General features: G+C 43.2%; 19 protein-coding genes. 8 read left to right on the forward strand and 11 right to left on the reverse strand.

Going from position 1 to position 15,471, the window contains the following annotated elements; genetic code table 11:
* The first annotated feature begins 37 nt into the window (after positions 1-37).
* The 4 genes from MmiAt1_RS08495 to MmiAt1_RS08510 all read left to right on the forward strand — a co-directional run bounded on the left by MmiAt1_RS08495 (position 38) and on the right by MmiAt1_RS08510 (position 2,509).
* The gene (locus tag MmiAt1_RS08495) at positions 38-463 is read left to right on the forward strand and encodes a VOC family protein (protein ID WP_318786452.1); all 426 of its coding nucleotides are present in this window, start codon (positions 38-40) and stop codon (positions 461-463) included.
* Between the two features lie 66 nt (positions 464-529).
* A complete protein-coding gene (locus tag MmiAt1_RS08500; protein ID WP_318786453.1) occupies positions 530-1,090 on the forward strand; it encodes a YdeI/OmpD-associated family protein in 561 nt (186 codons plus the stop codon).
* A gap of 41 nt (positions 1,091-1,131) precedes the next feature.
* Positions 1,132-2,199 (forward strand): mRNA surveillance protein pelota, encoded by a 1,068-nt coding sequence (locus tag MmiAt1_RS08505; RefSeq protein WP_318786454.1) that lies wholly within the window; start codon positions 1,132-1,134, stop codon positions 2,197-2,199.
* 82 nt (positions 2,200-2,281) lie between these two features.
* On the forward strand, positions 2,282-2,509 hold the full coding sequence (locus tag MmiAt1_RS08510) for a hypothetical protein (protein WP_318786455.1): 228 nt from the start codon (positions 2,282-2,284) through the stop codon (positions 2,507-2,509).
* Between the two features lie 94 nt (positions 2,510-2,603).
* On the opposite strand, the gene trxA is transcribed toward MmiAt1_RS08510, so the two are convergent.
* The 5 genes from trxA to MmiAt1_RS08535 all read right to left on the reverse strand — a co-directional run bounded on the left by trxA (position 2,604) and on the right by MmiAt1_RS08535 (position 7,061).
* Positions 2,604-2,924 carry a thioredoxin gene (gene trxA, locus MmiAt1_RS08515; RefSeq protein WP_318786487.1) on the reverse strand — a complete coding sequence of 107 codons (321 nt, stop codon included), beginning with the start codon at positions 2,922-2,924 and terminating at the stop codon, positions 2,604-2,606.
* A gap of 60 nt (positions 2,925-2,984) precedes the next feature.
* On the reverse strand, positions 2,985-3,767 hold the full coding sequence (cofE, locus tag MmiAt1_RS08520; protein WP_318786456.1) for a coenzyme F420-0:L-glutamate ligase: 783 nt from the start codon (positions 3,765-3,767) through the stop codon (positions 2,985-2,987).
* Between the two features lie 297 nt (positions 3,768-4,064).
* Positions 4,065-4,997 (reverse strand): methylenetetrahydrofolate reductase, encoded by a 933-nt coding sequence (locus MmiAt1_RS08525; RefSeq protein WP_318786457.1) that lies wholly within the window; start codon positions 4,995-4,997, stop codon positions 4,065-4,067.
* A 47-nt stretch (positions 4,998-5,044) separates the two neighbouring features.
* The gene (locus MmiAt1_RS08530) at positions 5,045-5,656 is read right to left on the reverse strand and encodes a methylenetetrahydrofolate reductase C-terminal domain-containing protein (protein ID WP_318786458.1); all 612 of its coding nucleotides are present in this window, start codon (positions 5,654-5,656) and stop codon (positions 5,045-5,047) included.
* Positions 5,657-6,092: 436 nt separating this feature from the next.
* On the reverse strand, positions 6,093-7,061 hold the full coding sequence (locus tag MmiAt1_RS08535; RefSeq protein ID WP_318786459.1) for a hypothetical protein: 969 nt from the start codon (positions 7,059-7,061) through the stop codon (positions 6,093-6,095).
* Between the two features lie 438 nt (positions 7,062-7,499).
* Here MmiAt1_RS08535 and MmiAt1_RS08540 point away from each other — a divergent pair, with 438 nt between their 5' ends.
* A complete protein-coding gene (locus tag MmiAt1_RS08540; RefSeq protein ID WP_318786460.1) occupies positions 7,500-7,655 on the forward strand; it encodes a hypothetical protein in 156 nt (51 codons plus the stop codon).
* On the opposite strand, the gene folP is transcribed toward MmiAt1_RS08540, so the two are convergent.
* The 3 genes from folP to glyA form a co-directional block, all read right to left on the reverse strand.
* Positions 7,647-8,483 (reverse strand): dihydropteroate synthase, encoded by an 837-nt coding sequence (folP, locus tag MmiAt1_RS08545; RefSeq protein WP_318786461.1) that lies wholly within the window; start codon positions 8,481-8,483, stop codon positions 7,647-7,649. The two genes, MmiAt1_RS08540 and folP, sit on opposite strands and share 9 nt — an antisense overlap.
* A 149-nt stretch (positions 8,484-8,632) precedes the next feature.
* Positions 8,633-9,505, reverse strand: a complete 873-nt coding sequence (locus MmiAt1_RS08550; RefSeq protein WP_318786462.1) for a tetrahydrofolate dehydrogenase/cyclohydrolase catalytic domain-containing protein — start codon at positions 9,503-9,505, stop codon at positions 8,633-8,635.
* Positions 9,506-9,781: 276 nt separating this feature from the next.
* Positions 9,782-11,017, reverse strand: coding sequence for a serine hydroxymethyltransferase (glyA, locus tag MmiAt1_RS08555; RefSeq protein WP_318786463.1), 1,236 nt, complete (start codon positions 11,015-11,017; stop codon positions 9,782-9,784).
* 188 nt (positions 11,018-11,205) lie between these two features.
* Here glyA and MmiAt1_RS08560 point away from each other — a divergent pair, with 188 nt between their 5' ends.
* Positions 11,206-11,340 carry a hypothetical protein gene (locus MmiAt1_RS08560; RefSeq protein ID WP_318786464.1) on the forward strand — a complete coding sequence of 45 codons (135 nt, stop codon included), beginning with the start codon at positions 11,206-11,208 and terminating at the stop codon, positions 11,338-11,340.
* A 133-nt stretch (positions 11,341-11,473) separates the two neighbouring features.
* Here MmiAt1_RS08560 and MmiAt1_RS08565 read toward each other — a convergent pair whose 3' ends face one another.
* The 3 genes from MmiAt1_RS08565 to MmiAt1_RS08575 all read right to left on the reverse strand — a co-directional run bounded on the left by MmiAt1_RS08565 (position 11,474) and on the right by MmiAt1_RS08575 (position 13,339).
* On the reverse strand, positions 11,474-12,328 hold the full coding sequence (locus tag MmiAt1_RS08565; RefSeq protein WP_318786465.1) for a TIM barrel protein: 855 nt from the start codon (positions 12,326-12,328) through the stop codon (positions 11,474-11,476).
* A 1-nt stretch (position 12,329) separates the two neighbouring features.
* A complete protein-coding gene (locus tag MmiAt1_RS08570; protein ID WP_318786466.1) occupies positions 12,330-12,665 on the reverse strand; it encodes a hypothetical protein in 336 nt (111 codons plus the stop codon).
* Between the two features lie 185 nt (positions 12,666-12,850).
* Positions 12,851-13,339: a phosphopantetheine adenylyltransferase gene (locus MmiAt1_RS08575; protein ID WP_318786467.1), complete on the reverse strand. Its 489-nt coding sequence runs from the start codon at positions 13,337-13,339 to the stop codon at positions 12,851-12,853.
* 631 nt (positions 13,340-13,970) lie between these two features.
* Here MmiAt1_RS08575 and radA point away from each other — a divergent pair.
* Positions 13,971-14,948, forward strand: coding sequence for a DNA repair and recombination protein RadA (gene radA / locus MmiAt1_RS08580; RefSeq protein WP_318786468.1), 978 nt, complete (start codon positions 13,971-13,973; stop codon positions 14,946-14,948).
* Positions 14,949-15,041: 93 nt separating this feature from the next.
* Positions 15,042-15,413 (forward strand): phage tail tube protein, encoded by a 372-nt coding sequence (locus MmiAt1_RS08585; RefSeq protein WP_318786469.1) that lies wholly within the window; start codon positions 15,042-15,044, stop codon positions 15,411-15,413.
* The last annotated feature ends 58 nt before the right edge of the window (positions 15,414-15,471 follow it).

Consider the following 15,471-nt stretch of genomic DNA (forward strand, 5'->3'; position numbering starts at 1 on the left):
AACAAATAAAAAGAATATAAAAGAAGGGAGATAAATTATGATTGGCGTAGAATTCGATATTATCGTAACAGATAGCATCAAAGCGTTGGAATTATATGAAAAAATCTTTGATGTTGAAAGAATCGAAAACACAAGTTTCGAAAAAGGATTAAATGAAGCCGTTTTCAAGATTTACGGCACACGATTCCATTTCCTGGATGAAAATCCCGATTACGGCATGATTGCCGCAAAACCCGAAGACCCGAAGCCGTTTTGGATAAATGTTCTTGTTCCCGACATTTCGGAGACGTTTGAAAAAGCGATGAATACCGATTGTACCGAAATTTCGCCGATTACGGAAATTGAAACGCACGGCGTTAAAACGGCGATGTTTTCAGATGCGTTTGGGATTGTTTGGCAATTGCATGAAATTGTTCGCGAAGTCAGTTTTGAAGATCGAATCAAAGCGGCAGAAAACAAGTAACATATTCAAAAAAATATATTCAAAGAAATTTGAAGCGGAAATGTTTGCTTTAAAAGAAGTGAAATGATGAGTGAAATTCTGGAATTTTCGAACAGAGCGATATTTCGCGAATGGCTTCAAGAAAACGGAACGAACAGTGAAGGCGTTTGGCTTCTTTTTGGGAAAAAGGGCGGACCGTTGACATTGACTGCGGGAGAAGCTTTGGAAGAAGCTTTGTGTTTCGGCTGGATTGATGGGCAAATGCAAAGTCTTGATGACACAAAATACAAGAAGTATTTTGCGCGCCGCACAGCAAACAGTAAATGGTCGGATAAGAATCGAACGTTGGCGGCAAAACTTGAAGAACAGGGTATTATGACGAAAGCGGGGAGTGAAAAAATTGCAGAAGCGAAGAAAAACGGACAGTGGAACGCTCCGAAATCACCGGCAATTTCAGAAGAACAAACCGAGATTTTATCGAATTTGCTTAAGAAATATGAACCGGCTTATACAAATTTTCAGGCGATGTCCCCTTCTGTTAAAAAGACGTATACTCGAGCCTATTTTGATGCAAAAACAGATGCAGGGCGGAACAAACGCTTATCGTGGATGGTTGAACGCCTGAATAAAAACTTAAAACCTATGTAAAAAGTAAAAAATGAATTTAAAAAAGTATAACGGACGATAAAATGAAAGTGCTCAAAAAAGATTTGAAAGGCAGAAGCGGCGAAATTTCACTTTTAGCGGAGACGCTGGAAGATCTTTGGCACTTGAAATACATTATCGATCCGAACGATTTGATTTTTGCGCTCACGAAAAGAAAGCCGGAAGGCGCGGGTGATAAGATTCGTCCGGAAAAATTGGAAAAAGTCACCGTCCGCCTCGGCATTCGCGTTGAAAAAGTGGAGTTTCACAAATTCGCAAACCGTCTGCGCATTCAGGGTGTGATTGAGCAGGGAATGGATGCCGGAATGCATCACACGCTCAACATTGAAGAAGGCATGAATTTGTCAATCATCAAAGATGAATGGAAAAACGATCAGCTGGAACGTATTAAGGAAGCGGAAATTGCCGGCAAGCGGCCGTCCGTTATTATCGCGGGAATTGAAGAGGGTGACGCCGACATCGGTCTTGTTCGCCACTACGGGATTGAGCCGTATTCCCATATTCGTCAATCATCCGGGAAAAGAGAAAACGGTCTTCGCGATGTTTTCTTCAAGGAAGTCGCCGACCAATTGAATTTCGTTTACGATGAAAGCGCCGCGATTATTGTTTGCGGCCCGGGCTTTACGAAAGATGATTTTATGAATTATTTCAAAAAGGCTTATCCGGAAATCGCATCCAAAACAGTTGTTGAAGACAGCTCGATGATCGGAATTCCGGGCTTTTTGGAAGTTTTGAAGAAAGGATCGATTGATAAAATCATGCAGGAATCACGTCTTTCCAGAGAAGCTTCAATGATGGATGACCTTTTGAAAGAAATTGCAATTGACGGCAAAGCGGCTTACGGGCCGGCGGAAGTGAAAACGGCGATTGATTACGGCGCGGTTGAAACGCTGTTGGTCGCCGATGAAAAATTGCGCGAAGAAAGAGAAACGGCAGAAAGCGCAAATGATTTGTCGATTGAAAAAATGATGAAAGACGTTGAAGCCGGACAAGGAAAAATCATTGTTTTCAGTACGGAATTTGAGCCGGGACAAAAATTAAATTCGCTCGGCGGGATTGCTGCGATTTTAAGATATAAATTGGCTCAATAATTGCCATTGGCATTACACTTTTTTTCTTTGCACTGCATTGTGGCAGGTGTTTGCGTTGCATTGTGGCAGGCGTTTGTACTGTGTGCATCATCTCATTTTTATCACATCCGCTCGCTACGCGAGCGTGGGCACAGATTACCTTACCGTTTCCGCTTGCCATTGCTACCTTACCATTTCCGCTTGCCACTGCTACCTTACCGTTTCCGCTTGCCACTGCGACCTTACCGTTTCCGCTTACCGCTGCTGTTTTACCGTTTCGCATGTGCCGCCGCGCGCGAGCTGCCTCAATTTTTTAAAACGACAAAAATGACACCCGTTTTTTGGAAGAAAGAATGAAAGAGAAAAGAAAGAAAATAGAAGAAAATTAAAAAAAGAAAAGAAATGAAAAAAAAGAAAAATCGGAATCAGAGATATTTCTGAATCTCTGTTTCGAGTTTATCTTTGGAGGTCAGGCCGACAAAACTGCTGACCATTTCACCGTCTTTTAAAATGGCAATCGTCGGGATTGCGTGAATGGAATATTGGCGCGCCAATTCCTGGTTTTCGTCGACGTCGACAACGCTGAATTTAACTTTGTCTTTGTACAAAGTTTCTAATTCTTCAATAATCGGTTTCTGCATTCTGCAGGGACCGCACCATGCTGCCGTAAAATCAATGATTTCCAAACTCATTTTTCTCACCTGTATTTTGTTTTTTATGTTTGTTTTTAATAAACTTGCGAAAATAAATTATGCCTCGCTTCTAAATAATCTTTGTGTCCGAAATGAAAATGAGAATTATGACAATTATTCACTTTTTTTCAGCACGCTCCAATACATGCATTCATCGGGCGGAATGGTCACAATGCCCGCGGCATCCGGATCGAAAACGGCATTGGCGTTTCGGATGAGCGCAAAGGGCGTGCTTTCGTTGCTTTCGCCCATCACGGCTTCGGCCGCAGACGCCAAATTGTCGGCAACGGCAACGCGCGTGACGGTCAGCGGGCGTCCGAACAGGTCTGTGTCGCCGCGCTTGTCAACGGTTGCCAAAAAGCCGGCGGCGCCGATTGCAACGCCCGTGCATCCGAGACGAAGCGGCTGTGTTCGGCTGTCGGCAATGATGACGCCGATGTGAACGCCGAATTCTTCGAAAACAAAATTCATAATCTTCTGCGCGCTTTTTGTCGGATTTTCGGGGTAAAAAATCACGCAGTCATCGGGCGCATTGGAATTGTCAATGCCGGCGTTCGGACAGAGCAAACCGTCTTTGAGCGTCAGCAAAACACCGAAAACACCGCCGAAAACAGCATCCGCCTCACGGATGACAAGTTCGGCTTCGCGGGCGTCAATCTGATACAATTTTTCGTACTCCAAAGCCTGCAGCCCCGGCCGAATATCAGACAAACAAATGACACGATTTTCCGCCGTCGCCAGCGCGGATTCGGCAACAGCGAGAATATCGTGTTCCTGCGGCAGAACAGAAGCATTCTGAAAAGCCGCTTTGATTTTGGAAAAGATGTCGTCTCCCGGATGGATTAAATCGCTTTTGAGGCCGAAAATTTCAAGCGGCTGCTTTTGAGATTCTGACATGAAAAAACCCTGAAATTTTAAAATTCAATATAATTCAATAATAGATTCAGTATAAGACAATGAAAAACACCATTCATTAAAAGAATTACGGAAAAATCAAACCTTGTTTTTCAAAATAAATGCAATTGCCGCCTGCCTCTGCGCACGCCGCGCAAATTCGGAAACAAATCAAAATCGGCCCCGGGAAATAAATTATGACAAAGACAAAAACAAAAAGTGAAAAAGGAATAAAAAACAGAAAAAAACAAAAAGAAATAAAAAAACAAAAACAGAAAAAAAGAAACAAAAACAAAAAAATCATTCAAGAATGTTTGCCTGCTTCAGAATCTTTTCGGTATAAGTATGCGCGCCGACCGGCATCATATGAACGCCGCGGCAAACCGGCTTTAATTGTTCGATTAATTCAGCGGCAATTGTCATGCCTTCTGCGACAGGATCAGCGGATGCAGCAACCCGTTCGTGGATTTCGGAAGGAATGGAAATGCCGGGGATGTTGTTGTCCATATAGCGCGCCATCTGAACCGAGCGAATCGGAATAATACCGGCAATGATCGGAACATCCGTGTCGACTTTTTCTAAAAATTCCTTAAATTTTTCAATGTCAAAAATCGCCTGCGTTTGAATAAAATCAACATCAAAGGATAATTTTTTCTCAAGTTTCATAATTTGCAGGCGCTCGTTCGGATCGGCGTTTGAGACGACGCCGACGCAGAAATCGGGCGTTCCGGAAAGGGAGTTGCCCGAAAAATCATATCCTTTTTTGAGCTGACTGATTGTTTTTAAAAGCTGAACGGAATCTAAATCGTAAACGGCTTTTGCCGTCGGGTGGTCGCCGCATTTCGGATGGTCGCCGCTCATCACAAGAAGATTCGGAATGCCGAGCGCCGCAGCCCCCAGCAGATCTGCCTGCAGACCGATTCTGTTCCGGTCGCGGCATGTCAGCTGCATCACCGGTTCGGAATACCCGTTTTCAATCATGAGGCGGGCAAATGCCAGCGAAGACATATGAAGCGTTGCGCATTGATTGTCCGTGACATTAATCGCGTCGACAAATCCTTGAATCATTTTCATATTTTCAATTGCCGGTGAAAAATCAACCCCTTTGGGCGGTGAAACTTCGCCGGTCACCAAAAATTGAGGTGTTTTTAATTTTTCCTTAAATGTGCTTTTCGAACCCATATGAACCTCGTTTTTGGAAATGATTGTTTTCGGAATTGCTTTTGACGCCATTCTATCCCTTTATAATTTTAATACAAACACACAAACAAAAACAGCCGTCACACTTTATGATTTTTCGGCATTTGAATATCCTGAAGCATCGGCATCAGATGAATCGAATCCATTTTCTTTTCAATTAAATACCAAACGCAGTCGTTTTCGCGCATAACTTCGCATTTGCCGTTTTTAGAGCCGCCGCACGGGCCGTTCATTTGTGATTTCGGGCAGCGCGAGGTCGGGCAGATGCCGCTGAAATCTCCGATGTTGCATTCCCCGCACATGACGCAAAGATTTTCGGACGGATTGACCCCTAAGCAACCGCCGAGTGACATCGTATCATTTGTCCCCGTCACGGGAACATCAGTTACGGAAGAAACAACAGATGTGCCGCTGCCGCATCCCATAACCAGAATGCAATCGGCGTCTTTGATTTTTTCGTTTTTCTCGACCAAATGATCGAACGAACGGACGCTGCAGGCTGCAGTCGGCATGACCCACCCAAGAATCGGGTGACCGGCCGTTGCCAAACGGTCGGCAAGCTCCAAGACTTCGGGTTCGCCGCCGGTTTTCATTTTTGCAGCGCAGACGTTGCAGCCGACGATGAAGATATTTTTGCGTCCTTCAACAAAAGGAAGGATTTCTTCAAACGGCTTCGTTTTCGTAATAATCATAATCTATCGAAATGGTTTAATTGAAATTGTTTTTGAAAATTACGGCAAGAAACATGTCATATGAGGCATGACAGAATCCGATAAACCGAAAATTCAGAATATCATGATATATGCTTTATTTCTATATAAAGTTAAAAGAAAGTCAAACAAAAAAACAAATAAAATATACACAAGGGTATAAAATTTCAAACAGGAAATTAAATGAATAAAACCAAAAACGACTTGGATTTTTTGAAGATTAAAAACAATCCCGAATTTTTGAATTTTAAAAACGACCCTATGCTTTTGAATTTTAGTAAATCCGCGGACCTCGCGCGCGGCACGGCGGCAGGAACAAAAGACAAAAACAAAAAAAGAAAACAAAGACAAAACAAAAAAAGAAAAAGAGAAGAAAATGATTTTTCATCTTCTTCAATCTTCAAATCAAAAATTCAATTTATTTGCGTCTCATGAACAAAGCGCCGGCAATGCCGATGCAGGCAATCAAACCGATAACGCCGACGCCCGGAATGCTGCTGTCGCCGTCTTCTGTGCTGCCGCTGTCATTGCCGCTGCCATTACCGTTGTCATTGCCGCCGGAACTTGCCGCAAGAACAGGCATAACATAAACGGCCTGATAGTTGTCGTCACCGATTTCGCCTTCTTGGTTAACGCCCATGAAAGTCCAGACACCTGCGGCGGTTACGCCTGCGGAAAATGTCGGATTCGAATTGGATTTAACGTGGAGAAGGGTATGAATTCCTGCGCCGTTTGCTTTCATTTGCGAGGGGGTGGTATAGATTGCCGCTTCGACGGGAAGCGGGTCAAGAACGTCTTTTGCATCTTCGACTTCCTGCGCGAAGAAACTCATGTTTCCGGCAAAAGTGAAATTCACAGATGTGCCTGCCTGAACGCCGCGTGCGTCTGTCGCGGGATAAAGAAGAACAGGAGCGCCGGTCTGAAGGCCGGATTTTTTAAGATTATCCCAGCCGGTTGAGCTGTTTCCTGCGTAAAGGACTGTAACGGATCCTCTTTCTCGGGTTTGCGCGCCGCTGTCATCATAGCCTTTCTGAGCGCTGTAAATGTAATAAACGCCTTCCTGATCAAGTTTGATGTTGGAAGAATACCAATTTGCGGTGACAAATGTGTCGTTTCCGAGATCGTAAGAAACATTTCCGGAAGAACGGGTCAGTCCCACGGGCGCAATCGTGCCGTTCGGATAAATGACCTGCTGAGTCATGTTGAATGTTTCGGCAATTTCGGCAAAATTGGATTCGGACGGATGGATGATGTAAAGATAAAGGTTGGCGGTGTCGCCGACGTTGTAATAGAAATTATTTGCCGTGGCGTTTACGGATTGAGCCTGGCTTGCGCCCGGCAAAACAATGACCGAGTGCGCTGCCGCCGGCGCAACCATAGCGAGCATAAACAATAAAACAAGTATCAATGAAAATATTTTTCTCATAAAATCAAACCTCTGTTTTTTAAAACGCAGTCAGACAAAATATCAAAATCAAAATGTCAAAACTTTGTAAAACTTTGTTTTAAATCAATCATATAAAAACACCGATTTTCAAACGGTAAAGACTGAGAAGGGGAAACTGAAGATGAAATGACTGAATTTACATATTATAAAATGACACAAACCCAAACATCTGTAAGATTTCACCCAACAACCTTGAAAGGTGAATTAAAATATAAATACATTGCCGAAAAATAAGCAAAAAATATTGATTTTAAAAATAAAAAGAAGAACAAAAGACATTAAAAATAATTAAAAAATAAAATATTAGCAAAAATAAAATAGAATAGAACTGAAAAATATTCGGCAAAAATGAACAAAGAAAACGGAAATTTAACAAAAATGAACGAAAGCGGTAAAAAGCGAAAAGATCCAAAAAACGAAAAATATTCAAAAAATGGCAAGCCGGCAAAAAGCAGAAGACTGCAAAAAACAGAAGATGCGGCAAAAGCCGCGGAACAAATCAAAACGATGACGGAAGCAAAGAAGTCAAATTGATCCCGATTGATTTCGAACGGCCCAAACAACTTTCATGGCTTCAGCCGTTTCTGAAACATCATGTGTCCGAACGATATGGCCGCCTTTGTAAGCGGCGATGGCTGCCGCGGTCAAACTCGGGATTAAACGGTCTTCGGCGGGTTTTTCAACGGCCGAATTCAAAAAAGATTTCCGGGAAACGGCAATTAAAACCGGCATATTGAAAACGCTGAACTTTTCAAATTGATTGATGACTTCAAAATCATATTCCGCCGTCTTTTCGGGAATCCAGTGTCCGATTGCAGGATCGAGAATAATTTTGTCGGATCCGATACCTGCGTTTTCGGCAATCGAAACGGCATTGGACAAAGCCGACATGACCGCGTCCATGCCGAGCGGGTCGCCGGGGATTTTTTGCGTCGCCATCAAAACGGTACAGGCGTCGTGATCGGCGATAACGCTTCCCATCCGGTCATCCGCTTTCAGTCCGGAAATATCGTTAATAATTTCGGCGCCGCGGTTTAAAGCGCCTTCAGCGACATCGGCATACATCGTGTCAACAGAAATCGGAACGGAAATGTTTCCCGAAAGTTCTTCCAGCGCGGCAAACAAACGTTTTTTCTCTTCTTCCACGCTGATGACTTCGGCCCAAGGCGACGTGGAGCGCGCGCCGACATCCAGCAAAGACGCGCCGTCATCAACCATTTTTTGCGCCGCTTCCAATATTGAAAAAGAATCGCGGACAGAATTTTTGTAAAATGATTCCGGACTCAGATTCAAAATACCCATCACATGCGGCGGCTGATTTCCGCCGAAAGTTAAACCGCACATTTTTACCGTAAAAGTCATGAAAACACCAAAATCATTTCAAAAATAACATCTGCCGATTACTGCTAATTATCCGTCAATTATCTGCCGAATTGTCTGTCAATTATCTGCCGAATTGTTATTTCTATTATTTCCATTATTTGCCATTATCTGCCGAATTGTTATTTCTATTATTTGTTTTTCGTTTCCGCAATCATTTCCGCGCATTTGACAACGTGCATCATTAAAATTGCAATCGTCATCGGGCCGACACCGCCGGGAACGGGTGTGATGAGAGAGGCTTTTCGGATGACATTTTCAAAATCAACGTCGCCGTAAGTGCCGGTTGAATCCGTCGTAATGCCGGCATCAAAAACAGCAGCGCCTTCTTTGACCATGTCTTCTTTAATCAAATGCTTAACACCGGTTCCGACAACCAGAATATCGGCTTCTTTTGTGTATAATTTCAGATCTTTCGTAAAAACGTGGCAGACGGAAACGGTTGCATCCCGATTGAGAAGCATGGCCGCCATCGGCTTTCCGACAATATTGCTGTGGCCGACGACAACAGCGTTTTTGCCTTTGATTTCCACATTGTATTCTTCCATGAGGCGGATGATTCCTTTCGGCGTGCACGGCACAAGACCTTCTTCGTTAATCATCAAATTGCCCATGTTAAACGGATGGAAGCCGTCGGGGTCTTTCATCGGTGAAATCGCGTTCATAATCGTCTGCGCGTTGATGTGCGCGGGCAGCGGGAGCTGAACCAAAATGGAAGAGACGGTGTCGTCTTCGTTTAAACCGTGAATGAGATCCAGAAGTTCGGTTTCGGAGATGTCTGCTGGCGGCAAACAATCTTCCGCAGCAATCCCGACGCGTTCGCATGCCTTGTGTTTCATGCGGACATACATTTGAGATGCCGGATTGTCGCCGACCAAAACGGTCACGAGTTTCGGCGTGATTCCATTGTCTTTGAGTTTTTGAGCGGCAGCGGAAGCTTCAGCTTCGACTTTTGCGGCGACGGCTTTTCCGTCAATAATTTTGGAAGTGTCAATATCGGACAAAAAATCACCTTAATTTTGTAAGAATTTGATGTAGAATTATTTGATGTAGAATTATGTAGAATTAATGTAAAAATTTGATGTCGAATTTGATGTTGAATTTGATGAAAGAATTGAATTATTGATAAAATTGAATATTTGATGTAAGAATTGGATGAGCGTCCGTCGTTAGAAATGTAAAAGACCAAAATCGAAAAATACAAAAAAGGCCGGAAAGTTCCGGCCGAATAGTATAATGTTATAATATGATAAATTCAAGAATTGAACGAAATAAAAGAATTATTTGTAAACGGGGAAGCGTTCACAAAGGTCTTTGATTTCGAGTCTGATTTTCTCAAGCTCGGCATCGTTTCCTGCATTTTTGATGGTGCGGGAAATGGCGCTGCCGATGAATTCCATTTCGGTTTCCTTCATGCCGCGGGTCGTGGCTGCCGGTGTTCCGACGCGGATGCCGCTTGCGATGAATGCTTTTTGTTTGTCGAACGGAATGGTGTTCATGTTCAGAACAATGCCTGCTTTGGCACAGGCCGCTTCGGCATCTTTTCCGGTGATGTCAAAAGACGTGAGGTCGATGAGCATCAAGTGGTTGTCGGTGCCGCCGGAAACAATTCTGAAACCGTTTTCGGAAAGTGTGTCGGAAACGACTTTGGCGTTCTTGACGGTTTGGAACTGGTCTTTCTTGAAGTCTTCGGATAAGGCTTCTTTAAAAGCAACCGCTTTGGCCGCGATTGTGTTCATCAAGGGACCGCCCTGAATGCCCGGGAAAACGGATTTGTTAATGGCTTTTGCGAATTCTTCTTTGCACATGACCATGCCGCCGCGCGGGCCGCGAAGTGTTTTGTGCGTTGTTGTCGTCACGAAGTCGGCATACGGAACAGGGCTCGGGTGCGCGTCTGCAACAATCAGGCCTGCGATGTGCGCGACATCGGCGAGCAAATAAGCGCCGACAGAGTCCGCAATTTCTTTGAATCTTTTGAAGTCGATTGTTCTGGAATAAGCGGATGCGCCGCAGACAATCATTTGCGGTTTGTGGTCTTTGGCGAGCTTTTCCAGTTCGTCGTAGTCGATCATTTCGGTTTCACGGTGAACGCCGTAAGGAACAATGTTGTAAAGCTGTCCTGAAAAGCTGACCGGGCTGCCGTGGGACAAATGGCCGCCTTCGGAAAGGTTCATGGAAAGAATTGTGTCTCCCGGTTTTAAAACGGAGAAGTAGACCGCCATGTTGGCGCCGGATCCGGAGTGGGGCTGGACATTGACATGGTCTGCGCCGAAAAGTTTTTTGGCGCGCTCAATTGCCAGATTTTCAGCTTCATCGACATACTCGCAGCCGCCGTAGTAACGGTTTCCGGGGTAGCCTTCGGCGTATTTGTTGGTCAAAACGCTGCCCATGGCTTCCATGACGGCTTTGCTTGCATAATTTTCGGAAGCGATCAAGTCCAAACGTGTTTCCTGGCGGTTGAGCTCGCGCTCAAAAACAGCCGCCATATCGGGGTCTTCTTTTTGAATGTAAGACATAAACATCAATTCTCTCAATAATTAAAATAGATTTACAGAAATTTCCGCCGCCGCTTTTCAAGCAACGCGGAAAAATGAAACTCGTTTGTAAAAATTGATTAAAATATAAATAAATGACCGCAAAGAAAAGCGAATTTTTTGATAAAAATCAAAAAATAAAATGGAACGGAATTTTTTGAAAAACGGGGATGCGGTTTTCAAAGATCAGAAAAATGAGACGGCTCGCGCGCGGCGCGGTGCCGCTGCCGACCGTGGGCGGCAACGGAAACGGCGAGGTAGCAGCGGCAAACGAAAACAGGAAGGCAGCAGCGCCCCGTTCGTGAGAGCGTTCGGCTGTTCAAAACAAAAAAGATGTTTGTGCGAACACACCTCTGTCGGCTAACAGAACCGGAAAAATGAAAAATAAAAGTGAAAATGAAAAATGAAAAATTAAAATGAAATAAAATAAATAAAAAATCAAATCGCTTCATATGTTTTTTTCATCAAAAGCGCGTCTTCTTCAATATTCGGGCTTTCGCAAATAATCGTTCCGCACGCTTTGAATTCTTTGAAAACTTTCATTAAATCCTTGTAATTCATATCGGATTCTTCCAATATCAAATGATTTCTTTCGCCTTTGGCCGTGTATTCAATGCCTGAAATGTGGCAGTGCATTGTTTTAAGTCCTTCTTTTCCGAGCGTTTTTTCGATTTTTTCAAAGATCTCAACAAACTCGCCGTAAGTATTGTGCTTGCCGTCGCGGGCATGAACATGTGAAAAATCAATGCAAGGCAAAACGCCGTCAATGCCGGCAGAAATTGAAAGGAGTTCGTCAATGTCGCCGAACTGCGTCGCTTTTCCCGTTGTTTCGGGACGAAGCGTGACGGGAATGTTTTCGTCTTCCAATCGGGCGGCAAGCGCTTTGAGAAGGTCAAAAACGCGATCGTAAACAATCTTGTGATCATCTTTCAAATAAAAAGCCGGGTGGAAAACAATGTTTGTCGCCGAGCAGATATTTCCGATTCGAGCGGAATCGTAAATGCGCTGAACGCTGGCATCCAGCTTCTCTTTTTCAACCGCGTTGAGATTAATGTAATACGGACCGTGAACGCTGAGGGCAATGTTTTCTTTGGCGGCAACGCCGCTGACTTCTTCGGCTGTTTTTTCGCCCATCCGGACGCCCTGCACGAATTCCAGCTCCATACAGTCCAGACCGAGCTCGCGGACGCGGGCGATGCCGTCAACGGTGCTGCGCCCTTTGGAACTGACGGGAACGCCGGCGGTTCCGAACAGCAGTTTGTCATGCAATTTTAATTTCTTCGTATTGACCATTTTATCCCACAATCCCGAGGTGGTGCGTGATTTCTCTGCGTTTGTTGAATGAAATCTTTTCTTCAACCAGTTCCAGGAAGCTTTCCATGTCTTCTTCGTCCAAACTTGTGATTTCTTCTTGATTGGACAAAACCAAATCCGCCAGATATTCGACTTCATCGGCGTCCAATCGGGAAAGCCGTTCCCGGAAGTCTTCGGCGCTTTCGGCAAACCGGTGAGAGATCGGTCTTAAAATAAACGGAAAAGAATGCCCTGCCCCCGAGTCCGTGCTGCCGCCGGCTTCGGGCGCCAATTTGTTAAAAATCTGATTGTCTTTCTCGGAAAAAACACGTCCCATAGAAAACGCCTCCTGTTTTTATGATAATGATGTAAATAAAAATGGGATTCGACACTATATTAATATTTCATTTTTGATTTTATCTTAATTTCATTTTGATTTTTCACTTTCGTTTTCATCTTCAATTTCGTTTTATTTTTCATCTTCAATTTCATTTTAAAATTTCACTTTCGTTTTCGAATCTTTCAATTCTTTTTTTGAAGATGTCCTTCCCGGTCGATTTCGCCGTTGTAAATCCGTGTCGTTGATATCGGAACCGTATCTTCGGCCAAAACAAAATCAACGACTCTGACAGTCAATTCGGGCAACCCCGAACCGCGGCGAATTTCATTAATTTTTTCGGCGCCGGGAACTGTTTCCGGCGAGACGACAATATAATCATAATCGCCCGAAACGGCAGGGCCGAACGGGTCGTTCAGCCGCGTGATTAAATAACAGTCTTTCGGAAGTGAAAACTGATCCAAAAGTTTTGAGATAAAAGAGTTTAATTCGGCTTCGCGGGACGCATAATCGGCAACCGTGTGATTTTTGGAAGCAGCCATCTCATCCGATGTCAGGCCGATATGAACAAATCCGCCGCCGTTTTCTTTTAAAATTCCAAACGCCTCTTTGAGCAATTCGGAATGACCGGCATGCAATGATTCAAAAGTTCCGCCTAATACGACTCTGACCATAAACAAAAAACAGCGCACGGGATTATTAAACTTTTGGCATTTTTCAATTTTCTGTTTTTGTTTTTCCATTTCCGTTTTTTCGTTTGTTATTTTTGTTTTCAATTTTTGTCTGTTGTTTTTTCATCTTCATTTTTTTGTTTTTGTTTTTTCATTTTCGTTTTTCTGTATTTGTTTTCATCTTTCTTTTATTGTTTTTCATTTTCGTTTTTCAGTCATTGTTTTCATTTATTGTTTTCAATTTTTGTTGTTTCAATTTATATTTGATAAATAAATCATAAACTGAAATATTTAAAAAAATTGAAATAGACGGCCGTGTATGCAAAGAAGGAATGAAAATTAAATGACTCAAAATCGCGCAAATTTTGAGTCATTTTAAGAAAATAAATCGTCCCGAGCATTTTGCCGATTTTGAAAATGTTTGAAAATCGAATACTTTCACTTCGCTTACTTCGGCTATTTATAAAAAATCGGTGTTTTAAGGCTTACAATGCACCCGTATCACTAAAATCAAACATAATTCAGGTATTCAATAAATTATCGGAATTGACAATTTTCAGAATTATACTTATAAAACTAAAACAATTCATTAAAAATCAAAATCAAAAACTGTGCATCTGTAGGAGAAAATAACATGACTGAAATGCTTTTAGAAGATCTTCCCGGCGTCGGTCCGGCAACCGCTGAAAAATTAAGAGAGGCCGGCTTTAACTCCATTGAAGCCGTCGCCGTCGCGTCCCCGGCAGAACTCGGCGCAACCGCCGAAATCGGTGAAGCGACCGCCGCCAAAATCATCAACGCCGCCCGGCAGGCAGCCGACATCGGCGGTTTTGAAACGGGAGACATGGTCTTTGAAAGACGCCAGCACATCGGAAAAATCAATACGGGATGCATTGAATTCAACGAGATGATGGGCGGCGGCATTGAAAGTCAGTCCATCACCGAAATTTACGGCGAATTCGGATCTGGAAAAACACAAGTCGGACACCAGCTGGCCGTCAACGTCCAGCTTTCCCCCGAACAGGGCGGGCTCGGCGGCTCGGTCATCATTATTGACACGGAAAACACATTCCGTCCCGACAGAATTCAGCAAATGGTCGAAGGCAAAGCCAACGAGCTCGGCATTGAATTGGATTACGAAGATTTCTTAAAGAACATTCACGTCGCCCGCGCCTTTAACTCCAACCACCAGATTTTGCTTGTCGATTCCGCGATGGATCTTGCAAACGAACTCAAAGATTCCGACAAACCGGTCCGTCTTTTGATTGTCGATTCATTGACGGCACATTTCAGAGCCGAATACATCGGCCGCGGAACACTTGCCGACCGCCAGCAGAAATTAAACAAACATCTGCACGGCCTTCAGCGCTTTGCAAACTTAAACAACGCAGCCGTTTTGGTCACAAATCAGGTTATGTCCAAACCCGACGCATTCTTCGGCGATCCGACAAAACCGATCGGCGGACACATTCTCGGCCACACCGCAACATTCAGATTATACATCCGCAAATCCAAAGGCGACAAGAGAATTGTCAAATTGGTCGACTCTCCGAATCTGCCCGAAGGCGAAGCGGTCTTGTCCGTTACAAGAGACGGCATTGTTGATGCGTGATTTAAAATTCACGCACACTTTCTTTTTTTAATGAAAGCGGTTTACCGCTTTCATCTTAATCACCACTATCATTATAAAAAACGGAGAAAAACGATGGAAATATTCGGAACTAATGGAAAAATATATTGCACAGCTAACAAACACCATGTTATTGCTGGCGAACTCATAAATTTAAGAGCAGAAACATATGAAAGATTTGTACAAATTAATGTGATTGGACAAAAAAAACCAGCTTATAAATCCATTGGATTTGATTGTTCTGGAGTTATAACATTTGAATATAATCAATCCTATCTAAGTGGTAAAATAGAGGATAAAATTCAAAATTATTTCGAAATTGAGATTGACGATGAGTTATCAGGAGAAAGATATATTTTACGAAATGTCATTTTTGATACGATAAACCTTTTATCATTATTACAAAAAAATATAGAGTTTACATTTGATGATTATGAAATAGTATGAGTTATTTTATTGTTACTCAACTATTCGTTATTTCTTTAAATTTCAAAAATCCTTAAAA

It is taken from the genome of Methanimicrococcus hacksteinii (genome assembly GCF_032714515.1).
Classification (GTDB): domain Archaea; phylum Halobacteriota; class Methanosarcinia; order Methanosarcinales; family Methanosarcinaceae; genus Methanimicrococcus; species Methanimicrococcus hacksteinii.